This is a genomic window from Propioniciclava sinopodophylli, from assembly GCF_004324755.1.
Taxonomy (GTDB): domain Bacteria; phylum Actinomycetota; class Actinomycetes; order Propionibacteriales; family Propionibacteriaceae; genus Propioniciclava; species Propioniciclava sinopodophylli.
This window is the reverse complement of the sequence record NZ_SDMQ01000013.1, coordinates 63,117-85,465: the sequence shown is the minus strand read 5'-3', so window position 1 is coordinate 85,465 and position 22,349 is coordinate 63,117. Positions and strand designations below refer to the sequence as shown.

At 70.3% G+C, this 22,349-nt stretch carries 24 protein-coding genes; 11 read left to right on the top strand and 13 right to left on the bottom strand.

Annotated features, from left to right (window positions below; all coding sequences use genetic code 11):
* Nucleotides 1–138: 138 nt before the first annotated feature.
* Nucleotides 139–1,299 (bottom strand): hypothetical protein, encoded by a 1,161-nt coding sequence (locus tag ET989_RS12255; RefSeq protein ID WP_131169390.1) that lies wholly within the window; start codon nucleotides 1,297–1,299, stop codon nucleotides 139–141.
* Between the two features lie 419 nt (nucleotides 1,300–1,718).
* Between ET989_RS12255 and ET989_RS12250 the strand changes: the two genes are divergently transcribed.
* Entirely contained in the window at nucleotides 1,719–2,780 is a 1,062-nt protein-coding gene (locus tag ET989_RS12250) for an LCP family protein (RefSeq protein ID WP_131169388.1), read from the top strand.
* Nucleotides 2,781–2,888: 108 nt separating this feature from the next.
* On the opposite strand, the gene ET989_RS12245 is transcribed toward ET989_RS12250, so the two are convergent.
* The 3 genes from ET989_RS12245 to ET989_RS15015 form a co-directional block, all read right to left on the bottom strand.
* Nucleotides 2,889–3,077 carry a hypothetical protein gene (locus tag ET989_RS12245; RefSeq protein WP_131169386.1) on the bottom strand — a complete coding sequence of 63 codons (189 nt, stop codon included), beginning with the start codon at nucleotides 3,075–3,077 and terminating at the stop codon, nucleotides 2,889–2,891.
* A 74-nt stretch (nucleotides 3,078–3,151) separates the two neighbouring features.
* On the bottom strand, nucleotides 3,152–4,171 hold the full coding sequence (locus ET989_RS12240; protein ID WP_131169383.1) for an LCP family protein: 1,020 nt from the start codon (nucleotides 4,169–4,171) through the stop codon (nucleotides 3,152–3,154).
* Nucleotides 4,168–4,317 carry a hypothetical protein gene (locus ET989_RS15015; RefSeq protein ID WP_165490165.1) on the bottom strand — a complete coding sequence of 50 codons (150 nt, stop codon included), beginning with the start codon at nucleotides 4,315–4,317 and terminating at the stop codon, nucleotides 4,168–4,170. The genes ET989_RS12240 and ET989_RS15015 overlap by 4 nt, the downstream gene beginning before the upstream one ends.
* A gap of 35 nt (nucleotides 4,318–4,352) precedes the next feature.
* On the opposite strand from ET989_RS15015, the gene ET989_RS12235 reads away from it, so the two are divergent.
* Together ET989_RS12235 and ET989_RS12230 are read left to right on the top strand one after the other, a co-directional pair.
* Nucleotides 4,353–5,579: a sensor histidine kinase gene (locus ET989_RS12235; protein WP_165490164.1), complete on the top strand. Its 1,227-nt coding sequence runs from the start codon at nucleotides 4,353–4,355 to the stop codon at nucleotides 5,577–5,579.
* Nucleotides 5,580–5,582: 3 nt separating this feature from the next.
* The gene (locus ET989_RS12230; RefSeq protein ID WP_131169379.1) at nucleotides 5,583–6,239 is read left to right on the top strand and encodes a response regulator; all 657 of its coding nucleotides are present in this window, start codon (nucleotides 5,583–5,585) and stop codon (nucleotides 6,237–6,239) included.
* Between the two features lie 5 nt (nucleotides 6,240–6,244).
* Here ET989_RS12230 and ET989_RS12225 read toward each other — a convergent pair whose 3' ends face one another.
* Nucleotides 6,245–6,898, bottom strand: a complete 654-nt coding sequence (locus tag ET989_RS12225; RefSeq protein ID WP_131169377.1) for an RNA polymerase sigma factor — start codon at nucleotides 6,896–6,898, stop codon at nucleotides 6,245–6,247.
* A 214-nt stretch (nucleotides 6,899–7,112) separates the two neighbouring features.
* On the bottom strand, nucleotides 7,113–7,520 hold the full coding sequence (locus tag ET989_RS12220) for a hypothetical protein (RefSeq protein ID WP_241656337.1): 408 nt from the start codon (nucleotides 7,518–7,520) through the stop codon (nucleotides 7,113–7,115).
* Between the two features lie 55 nt (nucleotides 7,521–7,575).
* Between ET989_RS12220 and ET989_RS12215 the strand changes: the two genes are divergently transcribed.
* Nucleotides 7,576–7,806 (top strand): zinc finger domain-containing protein, encoded by a 231-nt coding sequence (locus ET989_RS12215; RefSeq protein WP_241656336.1) that lies wholly within the window; start codon nucleotides 7,576–7,578, stop codon nucleotides 7,804–7,806.
* A 115-nt stretch (nucleotides 7,807–7,921) separates the two neighbouring features.
* Nucleotides 7,922–9,109 carry an NAD(P)/FAD-dependent oxidoreductase gene (locus ET989_RS12210; RefSeq protein WP_131169373.1) on the top strand — a complete coding sequence of 396 codons (1,188 nt, stop codon included), beginning with the start codon at nucleotides 7,922–7,924 and terminating at the stop codon, nucleotides 9,107–9,109.
* 157 nt (nucleotides 9,110–9,266) lie between these two features.
* On the opposite strand, the gene ET989_RS12205 is transcribed toward ET989_RS12210, so the two are convergent.
* On the bottom strand, nucleotides 9,267–9,869 hold the full coding sequence (locus ET989_RS12205) for a CE1759 family FMN reductase (RefSeq protein WP_131169371.1): 603 nt from the start codon (nucleotides 9,867–9,869) through the stop codon (nucleotides 9,267–9,269).
* Between the two features lie 11 nt (nucleotides 9,870–9,880).
* Nucleotides 9,881–11,023 carry an LLM class flavin-dependent oxidoreductase gene (locus ET989_RS12200; protein WP_131169369.1) on the bottom strand — a complete coding sequence of 381 codons (1,143 nt, stop codon included), beginning with the start codon at nucleotides 11,021–11,023 and terminating at the stop codon, nucleotides 9,881–9,883.
* 123 nt (nucleotides 11,024–11,146) lie between these two features.
* Here ET989_RS12200 and ET989_RS15300 point away from each other — a divergent pair, with 123 nt between their 5' ends.
* Genes ET989_RS15300 through ET989_RS12180 form a run of 5 tightly spaced genes read left to right on the top strand, consistent with a single transcriptional unit; the run spans nucleotide 11,147 to nucleotide 14,239 of the window.
* Nucleotides 11,147–11,401 carry a pentapeptide repeat-containing protein gene (locus tag ET989_RS15300; RefSeq protein ID WP_206662340.1) on the top strand — a complete coding sequence of 85 codons (255 nt, stop codon included), beginning with the start codon at nucleotides 11,147–11,149 and terminating at the stop codon, nucleotides 11,399–11,401.
* On the top strand, nucleotides 11,356–11,961 hold the full coding sequence (locus ET989_RS12195) for a DinB family protein (protein WP_206662339.1): 606 nt from the start codon (nucleotides 11,356–11,358) through the stop codon (nucleotides 11,959–11,961). The genes ET989_RS15300 and ET989_RS12195 overlap by 46 nt, the downstream gene beginning before the upstream one ends.
* 1 nt (nucleotide 11,962) lies before the next feature.
* Entirely contained in the window at nucleotides 11,963–12,679 is a 717-nt protein-coding gene (locus ET989_RS12190) for an alpha/beta fold hydrolase (protein WP_131169367.1), read from the top strand.
* A 47-nt stretch (nucleotides 12,680–12,726) separates the two neighbouring features.
* A complete protein-coding gene (locus ET989_RS12185) occupies nucleotides 12,727–13,482 on the top strand; it encodes an SIR2 family NAD-dependent protein deacylase (protein ID WP_131169365.1) in 756 nt (251 codons plus the stop codon).
* Nucleotides 13,475–14,239 carry an Fpg/Nei family DNA glycosylase gene (locus ET989_RS12180; protein WP_131169363.1) on the top strand — a complete coding sequence of 255 codons (765 nt, stop codon included), beginning with the start codon at nucleotides 13,475–13,477 and terminating at the stop codon, nucleotides 14,237–14,239. The genes ET989_RS12185 and ET989_RS12180 overlap by 8 nt, the downstream gene beginning before the upstream one ends.
* Nucleotide 14,240: 1 nt before the next feature.
* Here the strand turns inward: ET989_RS12180 and ET989_RS12175 are convergent, their stop codons facing one another.
* From ET989_RS12175 to ET989_RS12155, 5 genes are all read right to left on the bottom strand, one after another.
* On the bottom strand, nucleotides 14,241–14,810 hold the full coding sequence (locus ET989_RS12175; RefSeq protein ID WP_131169361.1) for a TetR/AcrR family transcriptional regulator: 570 nt from the start codon (nucleotides 14,808–14,810) through the stop codon (nucleotides 14,241–14,243).
* A 30-nt stretch (nucleotides 14,811–14,840) separates the two neighbouring features.
* The gene (locus ET989_RS12170; RefSeq protein WP_131169359.1) at nucleotides 14,841–17,603 is read right to left on the bottom strand and encodes an AAA domain-containing protein; all 2,763 of its coding nucleotides are present in this window, start codon (nucleotides 17,601–17,603) and stop codon (nucleotides 14,841–14,843) included.
* 342 nt (nucleotides 17,604–17,945) lie between these two features.
* The gene (gene nagA, locus ET989_RS12165) at nucleotides 17,946–19,109 is read right to left on the bottom strand and encodes an N-acetylglucosamine-6-phosphate deacetylase (RefSeq protein WP_241656335.1); all 1,164 of its coding nucleotides are present in this window, start codon (nucleotides 19,107–19,109) and stop codon (nucleotides 17,946–17,948) included.
* Between the two features lie 5 nt (nucleotides 19,110–19,114).
* A complete protein-coding gene (gene nagB, locus ET989_RS12160; RefSeq protein ID WP_131169357.1) occupies nucleotides 19,115–19,909 on the bottom strand; it encodes a glucosamine-6-phosphate deaminase in 795 nt (264 codons plus the stop codon).
* A 19-nt stretch (nucleotides 19,910–19,928) separates the two neighbouring features.
* Entirely contained in the window at nucleotides 19,929–20,633 is a 705-nt protein-coding gene (locus ET989_RS12155) for a FadR/GntR family transcriptional regulator (protein WP_131169355.1), read from the bottom strand.
* A gap of 79 nt (nucleotides 20,634–20,712) precedes the next feature.
* On the opposite strand from ET989_RS12155, the gene ET989_RS12150 reads away from it, so the two are divergent.
* Nucleotides 20,713–22,338: an ABC transporter substrate-binding protein gene (locus tag ET989_RS12150; RefSeq protein ID WP_131169353.1), complete on the top strand. Its 1,626-nt coding sequence runs from the start codon at nucleotides 20,713–20,715 to the stop codon at nucleotides 22,336–22,338.
* The last annotated feature ends 11 nt before the right edge of the window (nucleotides 22,339–22,349 follow it).

The following is a 22,349-nucleotide window of genomic DNA, read 5'->3' as shown; positions in this document are numbered from 1 at the left end:
CCTGGCACCGGCTCGGGGCATCAACGGCGCCAACCGAGCCCAGTCCTCATCGGTCAACACCGGCATCCGACTCACGGGACCTCACCCTGCCCGAGAAGCCCCTGCAGGGTAACGAGACACGCCCTAGGGGTGTTTCACTCATGCCCAGTCGGGAGGAGACTCCCACGGAAGCGACCAGCCGTCCGATGTGAACCCGTCCGGCGGAACTGAAGCGGCCCAGTAGCGTTCGACAAACGCCCCGCCCTCCCACCGCAGAGCGATGCCGAGGACCCGGCCCGAGATCGTCTCGCGCCAGTAGATGACCTCTGCACCGTCTGCACGAACGGCCTGCTGGACCCCGTGTACTGCGGGAAGTCCACGCTTGGTGAAGTCCTTGTCCCCATACACGCCACCCACGAGGTCATCGCGGAAGTGTCCCCGCTGGCGGTGATGCCCCATAGCCGAGTTGCTCAGCAGACGAAGCATGTCGCGCGTCTCGAAGAACTCCCGGTCATCGACGCGCTTGCCGTTATCATCCACAGCCTGGCTCCCGGCGTTGGCCGCTTGGCGGTCGGCCTTCCGCTGATCCACGAGTTCACGTGCCTTGGGAAGAGCCCACTCAACGAGAGCATCCATCACCGACCAGGTCTTGGCAGAGTTCACGCGGGTGTCGTAGGCCAACTCCCGACCGTGCGCAACCCCGTGCCGGGACAAACTCCCGCCTGCCTGGGTCTGCTTCACATCCTCCCCGTACGTGGCCTGGAGCGCCGCCAGCCCGGCCTCGATGCTGACGAGGCGTTTGGGGTCCACCAGGTCGGCTTTCGCCTTGCTCTTCGTGAAGAACTTCTTGCCTGAGGTCACGTCAATGACGATCCCTTCCAACTGCGCCTGGAGCAGTGGGATTGAGGCGTCGTAGCGACCCGCCTCGTGATGCACCTTGGCCAGCCGGAGCAGACGCGCACGATGCTCGAACAGGGGCCGCAACTCGGGATCGGGCACACCCATCACCCGAACACGATCGCAAACCCGCTTCGTCCGCCAGGCTCCCTCGCCTGCCCACTGGTCGGCCAGAAGGTCGTCGGCCTCGCCTCCGCGTCCCTCTTCGACCAAGGTCATGGCTCGTTCGAGCGCTTCGGTCTGCATGGTCATGACCGCCCACCCGCGCGGCACGAGTTTGGTCAGCAAAGTCTCGATGCCCTCGACGGTCCTGCGGTATTCCGCACCCGCCGTAACCACCTGCTGCCAGTCATCCTCAATGCCTGGCCCAAGCAGAGAGAACCACTTTGTGTCACCCGTGCTGTGCATGGCGGCGTTGATCAAGGAGCGCGTCTCTCCGGAGGGATCGACAGCACCCCACACTTGATCACGTACGGTTCGCGACGCGGCGGAGTTAGTCACGACCCCATGGTGTCAGGAGCAGCAGACACTCTCGTCTCGTCCGGGCACGGGCTGATGTCCCAACGTGCCTCCCGCGCTCCTAGCGCCTGTACGGTTTCCGCCACCTACGGCGTACCTCACTCAACCGGAGGAGTCGCAAAGTCCCCTGTCAGCGCATTGACTGGGATACCCACCAACCAGGCCCGTGGACGCGGCGTCCGGCCCTTCGAAGCTCGCTGACGCTTGCACCGCAGGGACCTATGGCCGCAGGTCTGGGGCCTTGCCAGGTCCCTTAGAGTGGTGGTGAGCCAGATCGGGAGGTCCACCCCATGACCGAGACTCACACTCCGAGGAAGAGGCCCGTGCGCCGTGTGCTGCTCGGCCTGCTCGCCTTCGTGCTCGTCGCCACGCTGGGCGTGGGCGGCTTCTATTTGTGGTCCGTCAACCAGGCCCTGTCGGGGATACCCCGCGAAGACCTGATGCCCGACAACGCTCCCCTCACCATGGACGCCGACGTCAACCAGGAGCCGAACGTCGGCATCCCCCAGGAGGAGGCGTCCGAGGACGGGGAGGGCGAGGTCCCCCTCACCAACGACGACATCCCGCCCATCGAGGGCGGCATCGCCGACCCGGGCGGGACGATCAACCCGGGGCGTCCGGACGTCGGCGCGCCGGGCTCGCTCAACTACCTGCTGCTCGGCTCCGACTCACGCGGCTCCGACCGCGGTCGCAGCGACGTGATGATGCTCGCCCACGTGCCGCCGTCGCACGACAAGGTCTACCTCATCTCGTTCACCCGCGACATGTGGGTGACGATCCCCGGCCGCGGTGCGGCGAAGATCAACGCGGGCTACGCGTACGGGGGCGTCCCGCTGGCCGTGCGGACCGTCGAGAACCTCATCGGCACGCGCATCGACCATGCCGTGATGATCAACTTCGGCGGCTTTTCCGGTCTGACGGACGCCCTGGGTGGCGTCACCGTGAACAACAAGCACGCCACGCCCGGCTACCCCAAGGGGCAGATCACGGTCTCGGGCGAGGAGGCGCTGAAGTACGTCCGCGAGCGGTACAACGTGCCGGGCGGTGACCTCGGACGCGCCGAGCGCCAGCGCGCGGTGGTGCAGGGCATCCTGTCGAAGATGTTGTCGGCGGACGTTCTCGCCAACCCGGCCAAGTTCAACCAGGTCGTCGGGCAGCTCGGCGGATTCTTCACCGTGGACGCCGGCCTGACCAACCAGAAGATCTTCGAGACCGCCACGAGCATGCGCGTCACCGGCACCGGCGACATCGTCAGCCTGCAGGCCCCCATCGCCGGGTTCGGCCGCAGCAAGGGCGGTCAGTCCATCAACCTCGTGGACTGGCCGAAGATGCGGGCGATGGCCGAGGCCATCAGGACGGGCACGATGGGCTCCTACCCTCGCTGAGGTCCGTCAGCCCTCGTTGAACATCCCCATCTTCCCGGCGACCTCGGCCCCGTCCGGGTTGGTGTCGTGGGAGCCGTCCGGGTGGACGACCGTTCCCCTTCGACAGGGTCAGGGAGCCTTCGGCTGAAACCGTGCCTGGAAGAAGCGACGGTAGCGCGGCTCGTAGACCATCGCCAGCCCTTTCAGGGAGGCGTGGTGGTCCCGGGCCACAACGTCCATGCACGGCTCGGCCCAGCTGCGGCGGTGCTGCTGCTGGCCCATCGTGTGCAGCGAGGAGGGGCGACTCTGCTCATCCATGGCCCGACCCTGACCACCGGGCCGCGTGCGCCGGGAGGGCGGCGTCCGCCTCAACAGTTCAGTTGGGGGCCCTCTCAGGGCGCCTTGCCGGCCAGCGGCTGGTCGCGGTATCTGGCGGCGTAGTCGGCCATGGTGCCGGTGCGGATGGCCTTGCCCATCTCCTCCAGCTGGGGCTCGTTGACGATGTCGATCGCCTGACCGTCGGCGGACGTGCCGAACCCGGAGATGGGCGCCTGGAGGATCTCGATGTCGTTACCCGAGTTCACCTTCATGCTGGTGGCCGTGCTGAGGATCACCCCGTTGGTGAGCCCTTCGTCGACGGTGAAGTACTGACCGAGCTTGCCCATCACCTCGTTGAACTTCACGGGGTTGGCGAGCACGTCGAGCGTGAGCATCTTCATCAGGATCGCCTTCACGACGGCCCGCTGCCGCTCGGCGCGGTCGAGGTCGCCGTTGGGCATGCCGTAGCGCTGGCGGACGTAGACCAGCGCCTCCTCGCCCTGGATGGTCACCTCGCCCTTCGGCCACGCGTACCCCTGCGTCTCGGACGCGATCTTGTTGTCCACGGTCACGCCGCCGAGCTCGGTGGTCAGCCCCGTGAAGCCCTCGAAGTCGATCTTGGCGGCATGGTCCATCCGGACGCCGACGAGCGACTCGAGCGTGCGGGTGGCCAGCGCCTCGCCGCCGTAGGCGTATGCGGCGTTGATCTTGGCGAACCCGCGGCCGGGGACGTCCACCCACATGTCGCGCGGGAAGGAGACGATGTACACCTTGTCGCGCCCCGGCGGGACGTGCGCGAGCATCAGGACATCACTGCGCCCCCGGTCGCCGTCGCCGCGGGAATCGCTGCCCATGAGCACGTAGTTGAAGGAGCCCGCCGCCGTGGCGCTCGCGGCCGGGCGGGCGGGGTCGTCGGCGGGCAGCAGCGAGTCGGCACGGTTGATGTCGTTGGCCGTCGACCACACGCGCCAGACGTAGAAGCCCGCGACGATGACGGCCAGCGCGACCACGATGCCCACGATCGTGAAGAACCAGCCCACGATGCCGCGCCGCTTCTTGGGCCGGGCCTCCGCCACCCGGCGGGCCGAGGTCATGCCCTCGCCCCGGGCGTCCGGGTGGAGAACCGATCGGTGGCCAAGGCCCACGCCCGGGCGTCCCGCTCGCGGCCCTCGCGGCGGAGCCGCAGCACGGCTGCCGCCCCCAGCGCGAGCGCCGACGCCACCACCACTGCCGCTCTCACGGCGCCCATTGTACGCCCGGCCTACGCTGGGACCGATGAGCATGGTGGACGTGGTCTTCCCGCCGGGCGCCTCCCAGCGCGACTGGGTGTCCGACGGCATCCTCGCCGTGTCCCTGACCCTGGTGTCGATCGTCCCCTACCTCGTCGGGTTGGAGCAGCCGATCGAGTACTCGGCCCTGGTCGCCCTGTCCGCCTCCTTCACCCTGCCGCTGGTGCTGCGCCGGCACGCGCCGCTGGCGATGCTCGCGCTCAGCACGCTGGCGGGCATCTTCCAGCTGATCCTCGTGCCGGTGCCGACCGTGTCGCTGGTTGCCGTCCCGGTGATCGCCTACAGCATCGCCCGCTGGGTACCGGGCTCGCTCGCGCGCTCGGTCCTCGTGGTCGGCGCGTTCGCTTCCGTGCTCGGACCCATGCGCTGGGTGCCGGGCTCCGACACCAACCCCAGCGCCGACATCCTGTTCTGGGGCGCCTGCCTGGGTGCCGTGTTGACCCCGTACGCCATCGGACGCCGCACGCGTGAGGTCGCCGAGGCCCGCGCCCACCAGGTGCAGACGGCCGAGGAGCGCTACACCCTGCTGCTGGCCGAGCGCGAGCAACAGACCAAGCTGGCCGAGGCGTCCACCCGCGCGATGATCGCCCGCGAACTGCACGACATCGTCGCCCACTCGCTGTCGGTCATGATCGTGCAGGCCGAGGGCGGGCGGGCCGCGGCCACCCGCAAGCCGGAGGTGGCCGCCGAGGCGCTGGACACCATCGCCGAGACCGGGCGCGAGGCACTGCACGAGATGCGCCGCATCGTCGGCGTGCTGCGCTCGGACCCGAGCTCGCCCGAGCAACCGGACTACGCCCCCATGCCGACCCTGCGCGACATCCCCGACCTGGTCGCACGCACGTCCGACCGGGCGCGGCTCGTCGTGCACGGCACCGCCTTCCCCGTAACGCAGGCCCTTGCGCTCACCCTGTACCGGGTGGCGCAGGAGGCGCTGACGAACTTCCTCAAGCACGCGGGCCCGGACGCCCACGCCACGGTCACGCTGACCTGGTCGAGCGGCGCCATCACCGTCGACGTGATCGACGACGGCGAGGGCATTGAGAACCCGACCGACGGCGGCGGCAACGGCCTGCGCGGCATGTACGAGCGCGTCACCTCGATGGGTGGCACGCTGACCGCGGGGCCGCGCGCAGGTCGACCCGGCTTTCGGGTGACCGCGACGATCCCCGTGCACGGCAACGCGAACCGCCCCCTGCCCCGAAGGAGCTGACCGATGACGATCCGCGTGTTCCTGGCCGACGACCAGGCCCTGGTGCGCAGCGGCTTCCGCATGCTCATCGACTCCGAGGACGATCTGGCCGTCGTCGGCGAGGCCCCCAACGGCGCCGAGGCCGTCCGGGCGCTCATGGCCGACCCGGCCGACGTCGTCCTCATGGACATCCGCATGCCCGTCATGGACGGCGTCGAGGCCACCCGCCGCATCGTGGAGTCGCGCTTGGGCACGAAGGTGCTCGTGCTGACCACCTTCGACCTCGACGAGTACGCCTTCGCGGCGCTCAAGGCCGGGGCGTCCGGCTTCCTGCTCAAGGACGCCCGCCCGGCCGACCTGCTCAACGCCATCCGCAACGTGGCCGCCGGGGACGCCGTCGTCGCCCCCTCGACCACCCGCCGCCTGCTCGACCACGTCGCCCCCACACTGTCGCCCAGCCCCGGCGAGCACGATCCGCGGCTGGCGCTGCTCACCGAGCGCGAGCGCGAGGTGCTGCTCGAGGTGGCCTCGGGCGCGACCAACGCCGAGATCGCGCAGAACCTCTACATGGCCGAGGGCACGGTGAAGACCCACATCGGCCGCCTCCTCACCAAGCTGCAGGCCCGCGACCGGGTCGGGCTGGTGCTGTTCGCCTACGAGAACGGGCTCGCCGGACGCTGACCGGCTCACCCCGCGAGCTGCTCGACGAGCTGGCCCGCGACGGCGCGCAGGGCGCGGACCCCCTTGGAGCAGCGCCAGCGCACGGCGTCCGGTGACGTGCCCAGCACCGCCGCGGCGTCCCGGCTCGTCCGGCCGCCGACGTAGACGACCTCCAGCGTGCGCCGGGTGAGCGCGTCGATCACGCCCAGCCGGACGCCGGCGTCCAGCACCGTCGTCGCATCCGCGAGAGGGTCGGGGACGGGCACCCTCGGCAACGCGATGACGGCCCGGGGCCGGGCGGCCTTCACCGACTTGAGGGTGTCGAGGGCGAGGTTGGCGGCGATGCGCCCGGGCCGGCGCGCCAGCGGGTAGGTCGCGACGCGCACCCAGAAGGCGGCGAGGTACTCGTCCAGGGACGCCTCGGCGTCCCGTGCGGCCATCAGCACGAGCTTCGGCAGCATCGCCTGGACCACCAGGCGGCCCGCCAGGGCGTCGCCCGCGTGCTGGCGTCCGAGCAGCCCGCCGAGCACGGCGTCCGGGTCGTCACGGACGCTCGCGAGCACCTCCCCCAGCGTGGCGCCGGGTGAGAAACCCCACGCCGGGGGGCGGGAGGAGTGCTGCAGTTGGGCCCATTCGGCGTTGAGGGCGGTGAGGGTGTGGGAGAGTCCGACGCGGGTCATGGCCCGAGCCTGTCGACGCGGTGTTGGCGCAGGTGTTGTCCGGCCGGTCAGGGGTGTTGTCCGTGGCCGGAGTCGGGCCTTAGGTCACGGCTTGACAACAGTTCTGGCAACCCGCTGACAACAGTGTCCGCTCCATCATTTTCACCCTACTCTCAGAATTGCCCGGGGGGCTGCAGGTTGGGGTGCCGCAGCCCCTCGGCGCCGCGTCCGGGGGTCACAGCCCGTCAAGCACCCGCTGCAGGAAGTCCTCCAGGTCGCCGCTCTCGCCGTCGCGCCCACCGCGTCCGACCACCATCTCGGGCGGGGACGCCGCCAGCTTCACTCCCGTGAACCGGCTCAGCGCTGAGGACGGCACCACCAGCACGTACCACTCGCCGCCCTCGCCGATCGCCACCGAACGCTTCTTGTTGAGGTACCAGCCCACCTTGTCGGTGCGCACCTGGCGGCCGTCGAGCTGGGTCGCCATGAGCCGTTCGGGGGCGAGTCCCCGCTCACGCACACGGGACAGGAAGTCGTCGATCAGCACCTGCGCGGCCTGCGCCTCGCCCCGCCGGGCAGACGCCGCCAGGTCGGCCATGCGGCGGGCGGCCTCACGGCGGTCAGCGGGCTGGTCGGCGGACATGACCACCATGCTAGGTGGTTCCACCTTGACCGGACCCCACGCACACCGACGCTTGATGCCCCGGGCCGACTGGTCGGACGCCGGCTGGATAATCGCGCACCCTGATCAGGTCGCCGAGGCGAAGCGCCTGCTCGCCCGCGGCGAAGAGGTCCCCCGGTGGGCGAAGCGCTACGCGGTCTACCGGCGACGCGGCCTCCCCTGCCCGCGCTGCGGGACGCCCGTGGCGTCCGAACGGCTGGGGCTCCAGACGATGTACTGGTGCCCCGGCTGCCAGGAGTACCCGTAGCCTGAACCGCCCGCCCCGTAGGGCATGATCGGACCATGCAGAGCAGCCAGCACCACCCCAGCGAAGGCGTCCGCGCGCCGTTCGACGCCACGATGGCACGCGTGGGGAGGCTGCCATGACCGAGTTCACCGAGTGCGATGTCCTCGTCGTCGGCGCCGGACTGGCCGGCCTGGCCTGCGCGCAGCGCCTCGTGGACCGCGGCCACGACGTGATCGTGCTGGAGTCCGCGGACCGCGTCGGCGGGCGGGTGACCAGCGACGACGTCGACGGCTTCATCGTCGACCGAGGCTTCCAGGTGCTCAATCCGGCGTACCCCAGCCTCGCCGAGGTCGTGCCGGTCGGACGCCTCGGGCTTCGGCCCTTCCCCCGCGCGATCGCCGTCCGCCGCACCGACGGCCTGTCCACGCTGAAGGACCCGACCCGCGATCCGACCGCCCTGGCCGGTGACCTGAGCAGCGGCCTGGTCACGCTCGGCTCCGCCGGGTTGGGGGCATTCTTCGCCCGCGCCGCCGCGGTCGATGAGCCCTACCGTCGGGCGTTCGACGTCGCTCGCTTCACCGGTCCCCTTCGCGACGAGGTGGTCGAGCCCTTCCTCGCCGGCGTGATCTGCGAGGACCAGGGCGCCACCTCGTCCCGGTTCGTCTCGTGGCTCCTGCGCCTGTTCGCCCAGGGAACACCCGGCGTCCCCGCCCGCGGTATGAGGGCGCTGCCCGAACTGCTCGCCCGGGGCCTCGACGTCCGGCTGAACACGCCGGTGACCGAGGTCGCCAGCGGCACGGTGCGGACGGACGGCGGAGCCTTCGCCGCCCGCAGCGTGGTGCTCGCGGCCGGCCCCGGGTGTGCGCACCTCGCGCCCAGCGCGTCGGTCGAGTGGCACGGCACGCGGACATTCTGGTTCGCGTGCGACGCAGCTCCGGCGTCCGATGCCCGTATCCACGTGGACGGACGCCGCACCGGCCCGGTCACCACCACCTGCGTCACCTCGCTCGCCGCGCCCTCCTACGCCCCGGACGGGCGTCACCTCGTTCCCGCGCTCACGCTCACCGAGAGGGGCGTGGCCTCCGAGCAGGACGTCCGCAGCCACCTGGCCGAGATCTACGGGGTGCCGACCGACGGCTGGGAGGTGGTCGCCGTGCACGACCTCCCGCACACGGTTCCCGCGGTCCGCCCGCCCTACGACACGGGCCGCCGCGTGGAACGCCGCGACGACCGGACCCTCATCTGTGGCGACCTGATGGGGAACGCGTCCACCGAGGGAGCGCTGGCGTCCGGCCTGGCGGCCGCCGACGCGATCCTCGCCTGAGGAGCCGAGTCTGCTGGCGGCTACGGCAGGGCCCGTTCCGAGGCGGTTTGGGCCCCGCCCGGTGTGCACTTCGAGCTCACGGAACTATCGCCACAGCGATGGGATCGCCGCCTCGAAGTGCACACCCGGGGGGCCGGGCGTGGATACCGACCGAAAGTCAGCCGTTCAACAGCGTGCTGAAGTCGGGGACGTTGGCGAACTCGTCGGCGTAGTCGGCGGCCGGGTTCTTCGCGATGAGCTCGGCGAACTCGGTCCCGGCGCGCTGGACGCGGCGCGCGAGGCCCGACTCCTTGGTGCCCCAGTCGTCGGTCGTGGCGAAGACGCCGGTCGGCGCGACGGCGGCCTTCAGGTAGAAGAACATCGGCAGCATGGTCTGGTCGATGGCCAGGCTGTGCCGGGCCGTCCCGCCGGTGGCGGCCATGAGGACCGGACGCCCCGTGAGCACGCCCTCGTCCAGCAGGTCGAAGAACAGCTTGAACAGGCCGTTGACGCCGGCGTTCAGCACCGGGCTGACGGCGATGACGCCGGACGCCGTGCCGACCAGGCCGAACGCCGCCTGCAGCGTCTTGTTCGGCACGTGCGAGGTGTAGAACGTGGCCAGGTCGACGGCGAGGTCCCGCAGCTCCAGCACCTTGACCTCGGGCGCCGGGGTGCCTGCGGCGGTCATGGCCTTGACGGTGGCCTCGGCGAGGCGGTCGCCGAGCATGCGGGAGCTGGACGGCGTCCCCATGCCGGCGCTGATGAGGAGGAGGTGGCTCATGGTGTGTCCCTTCAGTTCTCGTAGGGCGACTGGCCGGTGACGTCGTCGACGCCCACGGTGCTGTGCTCGGTGAGCGTGCCGGCGGCGCGGGCCTTCTCGACCAGCGTCGCGTGGGTCGGGGCCTCCGGGATGTGGGCGGGGCGGCCTTCGGCGTAGCCCTTGCGCATCTCGGGAAGGATCTCGCCGAGCAGGTCGAGCTGCTCGAGCACGGTCTTGAGCGGCAGCCCGGCGTGGTCGATGAGGAAGCCCTGACGCTGGTAGTGGCCGACGTGCTCGACCATGCCGAGGTAGCGCTCCAGCACCTGCTGGGGCGAGCCGACGGTCAGCGGCGTCACCTCGGTGAAGTCCTCCATCGACGGGCCGTGGCCGTAGACCGGGGCGACGTCGAAGTAGGGGCGGAACTCGTTCACGGCGTCCTGACTGTTCTTGCGCATGAAGAACTGGCCGCCGAGGCCGACGATCGCCTGGTCCGCCTGGCCGTGGCCGTAGTGCTCGTAGCGGCGGCGGTACAGGTTGACCATCTGGGCGGTGTGCTCGATGTTCCAGAAGATGTTGTTGTGGAAGAAGCCGTCGCCGTAGTAGGCGGCCTGCTCGGCGATCTCGGGGGTGCGGATCGAGCCGTGCCACACGAACGGCGCGACGCCGTCGAGCGGGCGCGGGGTCGAGGTGAAGCCCTGCAACGGCGTCCGGTACTTGCCCTGCCAGTCGACGACGTCCTCGGTCCACAGCCGGCGCAGCAGCGCGTAGTTCTCGACGGCCAGGGCGACTCCGGCGCGGATGTCCTTGCCGAACCAGGGGTAGACCGGGCCGGTGTTGCCGCGGCCGAGCATGATGTCGACGCGGCCGTCGGCGAGGTGCTGGAGCATCGCGAAGTCCTCGGCGATCTTGACCGGGTCGTTCGTCGTGATCAGCGTTGTCGCGGTCGACAGCAGGAGCGTGTCGGTCTGCGCGGCGATGTAGCCCAGCGTCGTCGTGGGCGAGCTGCTGAAGAACGGCTCGTTGTGGTGCTCACCGATGGCGTAGAAGTCGAGACCGACCTCCTCGGCCTTCTTGGCGATGGCGACGGACGCCTTGATGCGCTCGTGCTCGCTGGGGGTGTGACCCGTCGTGGGGTCCGTGGTGATGTCGCTCACCGAGAAGACGCCGACCTGCATGACCACTCCTTGTGTGGTTGATGTTTCAAGTATCTCAACGTCAGGGTGTCCTTGTCCATTCCCGCCGGCGATTCCCACGCGCACCGCACGATTTCTGTCCGGTTCCGGTCGTAGCGTGACGCCATGGAGTTCATCGACACCAATCTGGACGGCGCCAGCTTCGAGCGCGTCAGCATGAAGGGCGCGACCCTGCACCGGGTGCAGCTCAACGACGCGCGGATGACGCGGGTCAACCTCTCGGGCGTGGAGATCCGGGTGCGGCGCTGTACGGGACGCGTCTGGTCGGAGTCGAGCTCAGCGACGTTGTCATCGAGGGCGACCTCGGAAACGTCGTGGTCAACGGCGTCGACATCGGCCCGCTGGTCGACGCCGAGCTGACCCGCCGTGACCCGCTGTACGGCGAGTTGAACCCGCCGGACGCCGAGGGCTTCCGCCGGGCGTGGGCGCAGGTGGAGCAGCGCTGGGCCGACCTGACCGAGCGCGCCCGCGCGCTGCCCGAGGAGACGCTGCACGCCAACGTCGACGGGGAGTGGTCCTTCATCCAGACGCTGCGGCACCTCGGGTTCGCCACGGCTGCCTGGCTGCAACGGACGGTCCAAGGCGACCCGAACCCCTACCGCCCGCTCGACCTGCCGTGGGACGAGGCGCCCGACTGGCCAGCCGAGTGGAACATGCCCGGCGACCGCACCGCGCGCCCCACGCTGGAGGAGGCGCTCGCCGGGCGCACCGCGCGGCAGGACGCCATGCGCGAGCACCTCGCAACGCTGACCGACGACGACCTGACCGGCAGCGTCACCCGTGAAGAACCCGGGTGGCCGGCCTACCCCGACGTGCCGGTGCACCTGGCACTCCAGACGATCCTCGCGGAGGAGTACCAGCACCACCGCTTCGCCACCCGCGACCTCGACACGCTCACCGCCGGCGAGAAGGAGGACTGACGTGCGCATCGTCCTCATCCCCGGCCTCTGGCTCGACGGCTCAGCCTGGGACGCCGTCCTCCCCGGCCTGCGCGCCGCCGGCCACGACCCCGTCGCCGTCACGTTGCCCGGGCAGGGCGACGGCGCTGTCTCCGCGACGCTGGAGGACCAACTGGACGCCGTACTGGCCGCGATCGACCGGGTGTCCGGGCCCGTCGAGGCCCCTTCGGCACGCTCAGGGAGCCGAGGCGTGCTCGTCGTCGGCCACTCGGCGGCGTCCACGCTCGCCTGGCTGGCCGCGGACCGCCGCCGGGCGCAGGTGGCGAAGGTCGCCCTCGTCGGCGGCATGCCGCAGGCTGACGGCGCGGCGTACATGCCGTTCTTCGAGCCCGCCGACGGCGTCGTCACGTTCCCGGGCTGGGAGGCGTTCGCCGGGCCCGACTCCGATGACCTCACGCCCGAACACCGCGCGGCGTTCGCGGCGGCGTCCCACCCCGTTCCCGAGGCGGTGGTGACGGGCATCGTCCGCTACACCGACGCGCGGCGCCACGAGGTGCCGGTGGTGATGGTCTGCCCCGAGTACTCACCCGACGACGCGAAGGCGTGGCTGGAGGCGGGCGAGATCCCCGAGCTGACGCCGGCGCAGCACCTCACCTACGCCGACATCGACTCCGGCCACTGGCCGATGTTCTCGGCACCGGACGCGCTGGCGTCGCTGATCGCGTCCCTGGCCGACTAGCAGGGCCGCGGGCGGCCGCACCGGCGGCGTACGCGTACGGTTGACCCGTGCCGGACGCCTTCAGCATCGCCCACGACCTGGTCGCCCGCTCGTCGCGCATCCTCGCGCTGACCGGGGCGGGGCTGTCGACGGCCTCCGGGATCCCGGACTTCCGCGGCCCGCAAGGGCGGTGGACGCAGGACCCCGACGCCGAGAAGATCTCGACGCTGTCGTACTACCTCACCGACGAGGACGTCCGCCGCAAGGCCTGGCGTGCCCGAGCCCACTCCGCGCACTGGGAGGCCGCCCCCAACGCCGGCCACCTCGCGCTGGTCGACCTGGAGCGGGCCGGGAAGCTGGCCGGCATCGTCACGCAGAACACCGACGGGCTGCACCTGGTGGCGGGGTCGTCGCCCGACATCGTCCACGAGGTGCACGGCAACGCGCGGACCTGGCGCTGCGAGGACTGCGGTAACACCGGCCCGATGGAGCAGATGCGCGAGCGCGTCCTGGCCGGGGACGACGACCCGCGCTGTCACGAGTGCGACGGCATCACGCGGGCCACCGTGATCCTGTTCGAGGAGATGCTCGAGCCCGGCGTCCTGGACGCCTCCGTCCGTCTCGCCGAGGACGCCGACCTCGTGCTCGCGGTGGGCACCACCCTCACCGTGCACCCGGTGGCGGGCCTGGTGCCGTACGCCTTCGGGCACTCCGCGCGGGTGGTCATCGTCAACAACCAGGAGACGCCGTACGACTACCTGGCGAACGCCGTGCTGCGCGACCCGATCGAGGAGGTCCTCCCCCGCCTCGTCGCCGATGCCTGAGGGCGACGCCGTCTGGCGGACGGCACGCCGGCTACACGGGGCGCTCGCCGGCCAACCGCTGACGCGCAGCGACCTGCGCTGGCCGTCCCTGGCCACCGCCGACCTGCGGGGCGCGACCACGCTCGAGGTCGTGCCGCGAGGCAAGCACCTCCTGCACCGCCTCGACACCGGCCTCACGCTGCACAGCCACCTGCGGATGGACGGGTCGTGGCGCGTCTGGGAGACCACCGACCCGCCGCGGGCGTTCCGGGCGCACACCGTTCGCGCCGTGCTGGCCACCGCGCAGTCGACCGCGGTCGGGGACTCTCTCGGCATGCTCGACCTCGTCCGCACCGCCGACGAGCACCGCCTGGTCGGACACCTCGGCCCCGACCTGCTCGGCCCCGACTGGGACGCCGCCGAGGCGGCCCGCCGCCTGGCCGCGAGCCCGGACGCCCTGGGCGCGGCCCTGCTCGACCAGTCCAACCTGGCCGGGCTCGGCACGATGTGGACGGCCGAGGCCCTGTTCGCCCAAGGGCTGGACCCGTGGCGTCCGGCCGTCGACGTGCCCGCCGCCGAACTCAGGGCGCTGGCCGAGCGCGCCCACCGCATCCTGAGGGCCGCCATCACCAGTCGGTTCGATGCCCGCCGCGGCCACGCCGTCTACCGGCGCCTGCGCCACCCCTGCCGACGGTGCGGCACCCCGATCACGGCGGGCACGATCGGGGATGCCCCCCGAGCACGCACGTTGTTCTTCTGTCCGAGCTGCCAGGCGTGAGTCAGGGCCGGGCGACGGCGTCCAGCAGGGCGGTGGCCTCGGCGACGTAGGCGTCCTGGTCGAAGCCGGGGTCGAGGGTGCTTTGGGCGAGGAAGCCCATGGCCTGGCCGAGCGTGACACGGGCGATGGCGTCCACGCGGTCGGCGGGGTCGGGAACGCCCCGGGCCACGAGCCACTCCTCGAGGTGGCGGTACATGGCGACGCGGGCGTCCTCGAACTGCGTGTGCAGGATCTCCCGCAGTTCGGGGTCGACGTAGGAGCCCGCCCACAGCTGGACGATGAGTGGCGGCTCGACGGCGCCGGCGCGCACGACGCCGACGATGGCCCCGAAGATCTGCGCCGGAGAGAGCGGGCCCGCGACCGGCGTGAGCACGGCCGCCCGCAGCGGCTCGGCCAGCTTGGCGCGCGCCACCTCGAGAACGATCTCGTTCTTGTTGGCGAAGTGATGGTAGATCGAGCCGGCCGAGGCGTTCGCCTCGGCGATGATCGCCGAGATCGAGGCCGCGTGGACGCCCTGGCGTTTGATCAGGAGCGCCGTCGCCTCGACGATGTCCTCGCGCTTGGTGGCCATGGGCCCATCATTCACCCTCCGATCGACGACTCAGGCTTCCTCGCCGGCCAACCCCAAGGAGGCCGCGAGGGCCTGACGGACACGGCGGGGCTCATCACTGTCCGTGGTACGGAGGGTCAGCAGTGGAATTCCCGCTTTCGCGCAGATCGACGCCTTGAGCCGGTCCCGTCCCTGCTGGACCACGTCGTTCTCATGGAACTGGAAGCCGTTCACCTCGATCGCCAGCACGACGCGACGGCTGACCTTGTGGTGCACGACCATGTCCAAGGACGCCCGGTTGCCGATGTAGGCACGTTCCTCGTCGGTGAGGTCGAGGGAATCGGGGACGAGATTCCTCAGCATGCACTGCGGGGTGGGGACGAGGGCATGGAACTCGCGGGAATCGAGGACTCCTTCCAACGTGGCGAGTACATCGAGCAGCACGGTCCACGCGATGTTCTCCGACTTGTAGCGCGACACCGACTTCAGCCGCTTGGCCAAGGGGATCAGCTGCGCCGTGTGGTCGCGGTACAGCAGGTCGAACACCGAGAACACCGTGCTGACCCTGAAGGTGTCATCCAGTGACTGGTACCGGATGTATCCGATGAGCTCCGCCAGGTGGCGCGTTCCCGGGTGCAACGAGTCATGCGTGACCAGGATGAACCGGCGGCGCGCCCGCGACACGGCCACGTTGATCAGACGCGCGTCGTCCACGAAGCGTTGCTGCCACACGCCTCGCCACGAGTCGTCGATCACCGTCGACATGACGATCACGTCGCGCTCGCGCCCCTGGAATCTGTGCACCGTGTCCGCTGCGCCTGCTCCCACCCGCTCCGCCAGCGTGTCCGCCTGCCGCCGGTAGGGGGTCACGATCGAGGCCACTTCCCTGTCCGACGCCTGCAGGCCCGGCAGGACCTCACGCAGGATCACGTCGATCTCCCGTTGGTTGGTGATCCCGCCGCCCCGGTGGAGGCGCTGATGGCGTCCCGGCGTGGTCACGACCACCTCCATGGGATGCTCGTGCCCGCGCCGGCTCAGCGTCACGAGTTCGCCACCGTAGAACGAGCGATTGCAGTAGTCGATGATCACCGGGTCGCACCGGTAGTGCTCGATCAACGGCACGGTGGGTGGTGCGCCCCCTCCCGCCAACCGCACGGACGCCATGAGACTCAGTGCGGGATGCGCACGTGAAGAGACCGGTAGAACGTCTCCCACCTCGGGCGTGATCGGGGGGAGCTGCTGTTCGTCGCCCACGATCACGACGCGTCTGGCGCACGCCAAGGCCAGGGCTGCGCTGATCACGTCCACCTGGGATGCCTCGTCGATGACGAGCAGGTCGAGCAGTTCCCCCGTACGAAGGCTGCCCGCCAGCGAGTGGCAGGTGCTCAACACGACCGGGTAATCCTCGCCGAAGCGTCGGTCGCGTCGCCACGCATCCTTCGCGTGGAGGGCTCGCGGCAGGCCGCCGTAGCGCGCCACCAACGCCTGCCACAGCACCGCCCGGGACGCCTCGGCGTGCTCCTCGACCAGCCGTGGCAGGTCGAAGCCTGCAAGCTGCTCGTCGAGGCTCGACCGGAGCTTGCCCAGCTCAGCGATGCGTTGAGCGTAGACACGCTCCTGCAGCCGGAGCACGACATCGGCGTCCTGAGCGTCCAGCCCCTTCGTCGAGCCGTAGCGGACGTACCGACGGACACGGCGCAACAAGCCCGACAGCCCCGAAGGTTCTGGGTCGACGGCCGTCTCGGCGAGGAAGCGCACGATGAGATCCGAGGAGCGCTGGAGCAGCGGGTAGTCCGCCAAGGGCGGCGGTTCCTGCCGCTCCAGCAGGAGGAGGAAGTGCTGGCGCTCCAACTCCCATGCGGCCAGCTCCGTGGTGCACCGAGCCAGCTGGCGCTCGATCTCCTGCGCCGCCTTCAGTGCATCGGAGAGGCTCTCCCATCGCCCCGGTCGGTGCGGCTGGTCGTGCCTGTGGGCGGCGACGAGTGCGTCCACGGCCGCGTTGCGCTCCACCTGACCCATCACGAAAGCCTCGGTGAGCTCCTTGTTCCCCAACGACGCGGCGACCACGCCCACGCCCAGGTCGTCCAGCTTCTCCCGAACGTTGGCCACGGCCGCGTTCGTGAACGACACCAACCCGGCCCGACCTGCACCGTGAGCGACCACACTGGCCAGAATGTTCAGGATCGTCTGGGTCTTACCCGTGCCGGGTGGCCCCTGGATCACCGAGAGGGTGTGACCCAGCGCAGTCTCCACTGCGCGTCGCTGGCTGATGTTCGACGCGAACGGGTGGATGGCGGCGATCCCCTCGTGTGCCTCGATCGCCCGGGCACCACCCCCGTCGAGGTAGGCGGCCAGTGCAGAGTCGGGATGGATGAAGTCGATCCGTTCGAAGGCCCGCCTGGTGGGGTCGTCCGCGGGAAGGGCACGTACCGCCCGCCCCCAGGCCTCCCAGATGGCCGCGGCGTCCCCCGTCAACGGCTGGTGCGCCACCACCACGACCTCATCGGTCGGGTACAGCTTCCAGACCAGTCGCCCGCCAGTCTCGAAGGCGGCGCGCGTGAGGTCACCGAATCGCACGACATGGCGGGCTGAAGGCCACCAGACATCCTGAACCATCACGCGACACGGCCCCACCAACGGCTCCTCCCGGCCTGCACGCAGGTCGACCCGGTCCGGGCCATAGGAGTAGCGGCCGCCATCTGCGAAGGTGACCAGGTGCTTGTCGCCCATCGGCATCACGGTGACGACGTCGTCGGTGCGATCAACGAAGACGCCGTTCTTCTCCAGACGTAGCAGGAATCGCCGCAGGTCCATGGTCAGTTCCCCGGGGGTGGGGTTTCCGCCTTCCTGTCCCGCCCACCCCACATCACGCCGAATGGCCGCTCCTGATGCAGAGCATCACGCCCGACCCGAGGTCCAGGAACTCCGTGTTCCAGGACGCGAGGGACGACAGGTCGTCGACAAGTGCGTCCACGCTCGTCTGATGACCGTCCGGCCACCGAGAACGGCAGGCTGTACTGCGGCACGGGGGGTGTCCGTTCGGGGGTGCTGGGGGTGTGCGGGGGGCGGTTCAGCGATCTCGATCGCTGGGCCGTAACCTAGCGAGGAGCCCTCGCCGCAGGAAACCCGATATCACCACGTGATACCGGGCCCCAGTCAGTCGCCCCAGACGCCCCGGAAGAGCACCTTCTCGACCGACCAGTCGGGGCCGAACACCACCGCGTCGGCGAGGGCACCGGGGGCGAACTCGCCCACGGCGTCCAGGTCGAGGTAGCGGGCGGGGTTGAGCGTGGCGGCCCGGAGGGCCACCTCGGGGGTGACGCCCGCCTCGATGGCGACCTGCACCCCGCGCGAGAGCACGAGGGTCGAGCCGGCGATGGTGTCGGTGCCGGCGATCCGCGCGACACCGGAGTCGACGACCACGGGGAGGTCGCCGAGCAGGTAGTTCCCGTCGTGGCAGCCGGCCGCGGCCATGGCGTCCGTCACGAGGACGACGCGGTCGGAGACCGACATGACCCACGCCGCCAACTCGGGACGCAGGTGGACGCCGTCGACGATCAGCTCGCACCAGACGCGCTGGTCGTCGAGCAGGGCGAGGATCGGGCCGGGCTCGCGGTGGTGCAGGCCCGGCATGGCGTTGAACAGGTGGGTGGCGCCGGTCACGCCGGCCTCGATCGCGGCGACCGCCTGGTCGTAGGTGCAGTCCGAGTGGCCCAGGGCCGCGACGACGCCGCGGTCGGCCATGAGCCTGACGGACTCCAGAGCACCGGGCTTCTCGACGGCGATGGTGACCATCTTCACGGCCCCGCCGCCGGCGTCCAGCAACCGGCGCACCTCGTCGACCAGCGGGTCGCGCAGCTTGTCGACCGGGTGGGCGCCCTTGTACTTCTCGGCCAGCCACGGTCCCTCGAGGTGGATGCCGGCCAGCGACCCGTCGCGGACGCGCTCGGCGAGCAGGCGGACCTGGCGCTCCAGTTCGTCCAGCGACTGGGTGACGGTCGAAGCGACCATCGTCGTGGTGCCGTGGACGCGGTGGGTGGCGAGCACGGCGTCCGGGTCCTCGCCGAACGCGAAGCCGCCGCCGCCGTGGCTGTGCACGTCGACGAGGCCGGGTGCGAGCGTGACGTCGCCGAGGTCGACGACCTCGATCGGGGCTGTCGACGCAGAAGGCCGGGGCTGTCGGCGGACAACACCGGGGCTGTCGGCGGAGGGGGTGGGGGCCTCCCCCACGTCGACCACGCGGTCGCCGTCGAGCAGGAGCTCACCGGGGGCGAGCATCTCCGACCCGGTGAAGACGCGGTCGGCTCGGAGGAGGAGCACGGCGATCAGTCCTGTCCGAAGCCCTGCCAGGCGGGCTTGTTGGCGTAGGCCCAGCGGTAGTACTCGTGGTTGGCGAGCTTGGAGGCCGCGGCCTCGTCGACGACGATCGTCGCGTACTGGTGGGTCTGCAGGATCGAACCGGGGCAGCTGGCCGAAACGGGGCCCTCGACCATGGCGGCGACGGCGTCCGCCTTGCTCGCGCCCTGCGCGACGAGGACCACCTCGTCGGCGTCCAGGATCGTGCCCAGACCCTGGGTGAGGCAGTGCACCGGAACCTGGTCGAGGGAGTCGAAGAAGCGGGCGTTGTCCGCGCGGGTCTTCGGTGTGAGGGTCTTGATCCGCGTGCGGGAGGACAGCGACGACGACGGCTCGTTGAAGCCGATGTGGCCGTTGGCGCCGATGCCGAGGATCTGGATGTCCACGCCCCCGGCGTCCCGGATGGCCAGCTCGTACCGCTCGCAGGCCTCCTCGATGTCGTCGGCGCGGCCGTCCGGCACGCGCACCCGGGCGGGGTCGAGGCCCAGCGGCTCGGTCACGGTGCGGCGGATCACCTCGGCGTACGACTCGGGGTGCCCCTCGGGGAGCCCGACGTACTCATCGAGGGCGAACGCCGAGGCGCCCGACAGGTCGACCTTGCCCGCGGACACCAGCGCCGCGAGGTCGCGGTACAGGGCGAGCGGGGAGGACCCGGTGGCCACGCCGAGAACGACGTCCGGGCCGACGCGCCAGCACACCTGGGCGACGGTCTCGGCGGCGACACGGGCGACCTCGTCGCCGTCGGGGCAGATGATGATTTCCATGGAGTGAATCCTTACCGGGTCAGGACGCCCACGAGGTGAGCATGCGCAGGATGGGTTCGTAATGGGCGTGCACGGCGTCCTGGTATTCGGCCAGATCGCCGGCGAGGGCGGCATCGAGCATGCGCTCGTGCGCCAGCGCGGTGGCGTTCAGCTCGCGCTGCGGGGCGGCGCCGAGCGAGGGGCCGACGGTCATGTGGATGTCCCAGAAGGCGGCGACGAGCTGGCCGTAGAGGGCGTTGCCCAGGCGCTGGGCGAGCTGGAGGTGGAAGATCCGGTCCTCCTCGGGGAACGGCTCGTTGCGGGCCGCGCGCTCCTTCATCTGCTCCACGCACGCGCGCAGGTCGTCCGCGTCGCCATGGGAGAGCCGCTCGACGATCTGGGGCGCGAGGCTCATGTCGAGCCCCGTCCGCACCTCCACGATCTCGCGCAGCATGGCGTTCTCGTCGCCGGGCATCAGGACGCCGCGGAACACCATCCCCTCCACCAGCGGCCGCAGCGACAGCTTGCCCACGAAGGTGCCGGTGCCGTGGCGCACCTCGAGGATGTCGAGTGCCACCAGGGTGCGGACGGCCTCGCGGATGCTGGAGCGCGAGACGCCGAGTTCCTCGACGAGGACGGCCTCGGTCGGCATCGGATCGCCGGGCTTCAGGCCCCTGGCCAGGATCAGGTCCTTGATCCCCTGCACCGTGACGTTCGTCCCGTCACGGTAACGATCGGGCTTCATTGCTTGCTCCCTCGACGTTGGACCTGCCTATAATGGCACAACGTCAGACATCCGACGTCCGACATCTAGGAGAACTTCAATGGAGAACCTGCCCGGCACGACTCGCCGCGGATTCCTTCGTCTCGTCGGCGCGATGGGCGCCGCCGCCACGCTGACCGGCACGCTCGCCGCCTGTGGCACGACGCCGGCGCAGACCAGCGCCCCGACCACGGGTGGCTCGGCCGCCCCCACCGCAGGCACGGCCGGCACCGGCGAAAAGATCACCGCCGCCATCAGCTACCAGCTCGGCACCAACGGCTACGACCCGATGACCACGTCGTCGGCGCTCACCCTTGCCGCCAACTGGCACACCATGGAGGGCCTGACCGAGATCCACCCCGCCACCCGCGAGGTGTACGCCGCCCTCGGTGCGGACCTGCCCAAGAAGGTCGACGACACCACCTACGAGGTCACCCTGCGTGACGGCGCCGTGTTCCACGACGGCTCCCCGGTCACCACCGACGACGTCGAGTTCTCCTTCGCACGCGTCCTCGACCCGGCCAACAAGAGCCTGTACGCGACCTTCATCGCGTTCGTGGACTCCGTCACCAAGAAGGACGACACGACGGTCACCGTGAAGCTGAAGTACCCCTTCTCGCTGGTCGGCGAACGCCTCTCGGTCGTCAAGATCGTCCCCAAGGTCAAGGTCGAGGCGGACGCCAAGGCGTTCGACCTGAACCCGATCGGCTCGGGCCCCTACAAGATGACCGACAACGGTGCGGCCTCCCAGAAGCTGGTCTTCGAGAAGTTCGACGACTACAAGGGCCAGTACCCGGCACGCGTCAAGACCATGGAGTGGCAGGTCATCCCTGACGACTCCACCCGCACCAACGCGCTGACCTCGGATTCGGTCCAGGCCATCGACTCCGTCCCGGCCGCCAACCTGGCCACGCTGGCGTCCACCAAGTCGGTCGCCGCCGAGCAGGGCTTCGGCCTGCTGTTCGCGATGTTCAACTGCGGCACCGGCCCGATGGCCGAGGTCAAGAACCGCCAGGCCGTCATGGCCGCGCTGGACTACGACAAGATCTGCAAGGTCGGCATGTCCGACCTCGCGACCCCGTCGACGTCCTTCGTGCACAAGGAGCACCCCGCCTACAAGCAGGCCGCGTCCCAGTGGGTCGGCAAGGCCGACCAGGCGAAGGCGCTGCTCGCCGAGACCGGCCTCAAGGAGGTCCGCGTCCTCGCGTCGAACCACGGCTGGTTCGCCGCCGTGCGCCCGATGATCAAGGAGTCCCTGGAGGCCGTCGGTCTGACCGTGAACTACGAGGAGAAGGCCTCCTCCGACGTCTACGGCACCATCGACGGCAAGCCCGAGGCGTTCGACATCGTCATCGCCCCCGGCGACCCCTCGGTCTTCGGAGACGACGCCGACCTGCTGCTCCGCTGGTGGTATGCCGGGGACACCTGGACCGACTCCCGCATGCACTGGAAGGGCCAGGAGTCCTACACCAAGGTGCAGGAACTGCTCGCGACGGCCGCGGCCGCCACGGGTGACGCCCAGAAGGCCGCGTGGCACGAGATCTTCGACGTGGTGGCCGAAAACGTGCCGCTCTACCCGATCTTCCACCGCAAGTCCCCCACCGCGTTCGACCCGGAGACGCTGGTCGACTTCAAGCCGATCGCGGTCACCGGCCTGTCGTTCGTCGGCGTCGGCTCCACCAAGTGATCCGGGAGGGG

Excerpts from the sequence above, each read along its gene's own strand:
- ET989_RS12245 (WP_131169386.1), bottom strand. The coding sequence starts at position 3,077 with ATGGATGAGCAGAGTCGCCCCTCCTCGCTGCACACGATGGGCCAGCAG.
- ET989_RS12240 (WP_131169383.1), bottom strand. The coding sequence starts at position 4,171 with ATGACCTCGGCCCGCCGGGTGGCGGAGGCCCGGCCCAAGAAGCGGCGC.
- ET989_RS12235 (WP_165490164.1), top strand. The coding sequence starts at position 4,353 with ATGAGCATGGTGGACGTGGTCTTCCCGCCGGGCGCCTCCCAGCGCGAC.
- ET989_RS12230 (WP_131169379.1), top strand. The coding sequence starts at position 5,583 with ATGACGATCCGCGTGTTCCTGGCCGACGACCAGGCCCTGGTGCGCAGC.
- ET989_RS12225 (WP_131169377.1), bottom strand. The coding sequence starts at position 6,898 with ATGACCCGCGTCGGACTCTCCCACACCCTCACCGCCCTCAACGCCGAA.
- ET989_RS12220 (WP_241656337.1), bottom strand. The coding sequence starts at position 7,520 with ATGTCCGCCGACCAGCCCGCTGACCGCCGTGAGGCCGCCCGCCGCATG.
- ET989_RS12215 (WP_241656336.1), top strand. The coding sequence starts at position 7,576 with ATGCCCCGGGCCGACTGGTCGGACGCCGGCTGGATAATCGCGCACCCT.
- ET989_RS12210 (WP_131169373.1), top strand. The coding sequence starts at position 7,922 with ATGACCGAGTTCACCGAGTGCGATGTCCTCGTCGTCGGCGCCGGACTG.
- ET989_RS12205 (WP_131169371.1), bottom strand. The coding sequence starts at position 9,869 with ATGAGCCACCTCCTCCTCATCAGCGCCGGCATGGGGACGCCGTCCAGC.
- ET989_RS12200 (WP_131169369.1), bottom strand. The coding sequence starts at position 11,023 with ATGCAGGTCGGCGTCTTCTCGGTGAGCGACATCACCACGGACCCCACG.
- ET989_RS15300 (WP_206662340.1), top strand. The coding sequence starts at position 11,147 with ATGGAGTTCATCGACACCAATCTGGACGGCGCCAGCTTCGAGCGCGTC.
- ET989_RS12180 (WP_131169363.1), top strand. The coding sequence starts at position 13,475 with ATGCCTGAGGGCGACGCCGTCTGGCGGACGGCACGCCGGCTACACGGG.
- ET989_RS12175 (WP_131169361.1), bottom strand. The coding sequence starts at position 14,810 with ATGGCCACCAAGCGCGAGGACATCGTCGAGGCGACGGCGCTCCTGATC.
- ET989_RS12170 (WP_131169359.1), bottom strand. The coding sequence starts at position 17,603 with ATGGACCTGCGGCGATTCCTGCTACGTCTGGAGAAGAACGGCGTCTTC.
- nagB (WP_131169357.1), bottom strand. The coding sequence starts at position 19,909 with ATGGAAATCATCATCTGCCCCGACGGCGACGAGGTCGCCCGTGTCGCC.
- ET989_RS12155 (WP_131169355.1), bottom strand. The coding sequence starts at position 20,633 with ATGAAGCCCGATCGTTACCGTGACGGGACGAACGTCACGGTGCAGGGG.
- ET989_RS12150 (WP_131169353.1), top strand. The coding sequence starts at position 20,713 with ATGGAGAACCTGCCCGGCACGACTCGCCGCGGATTCCTTCGTCTCGTC.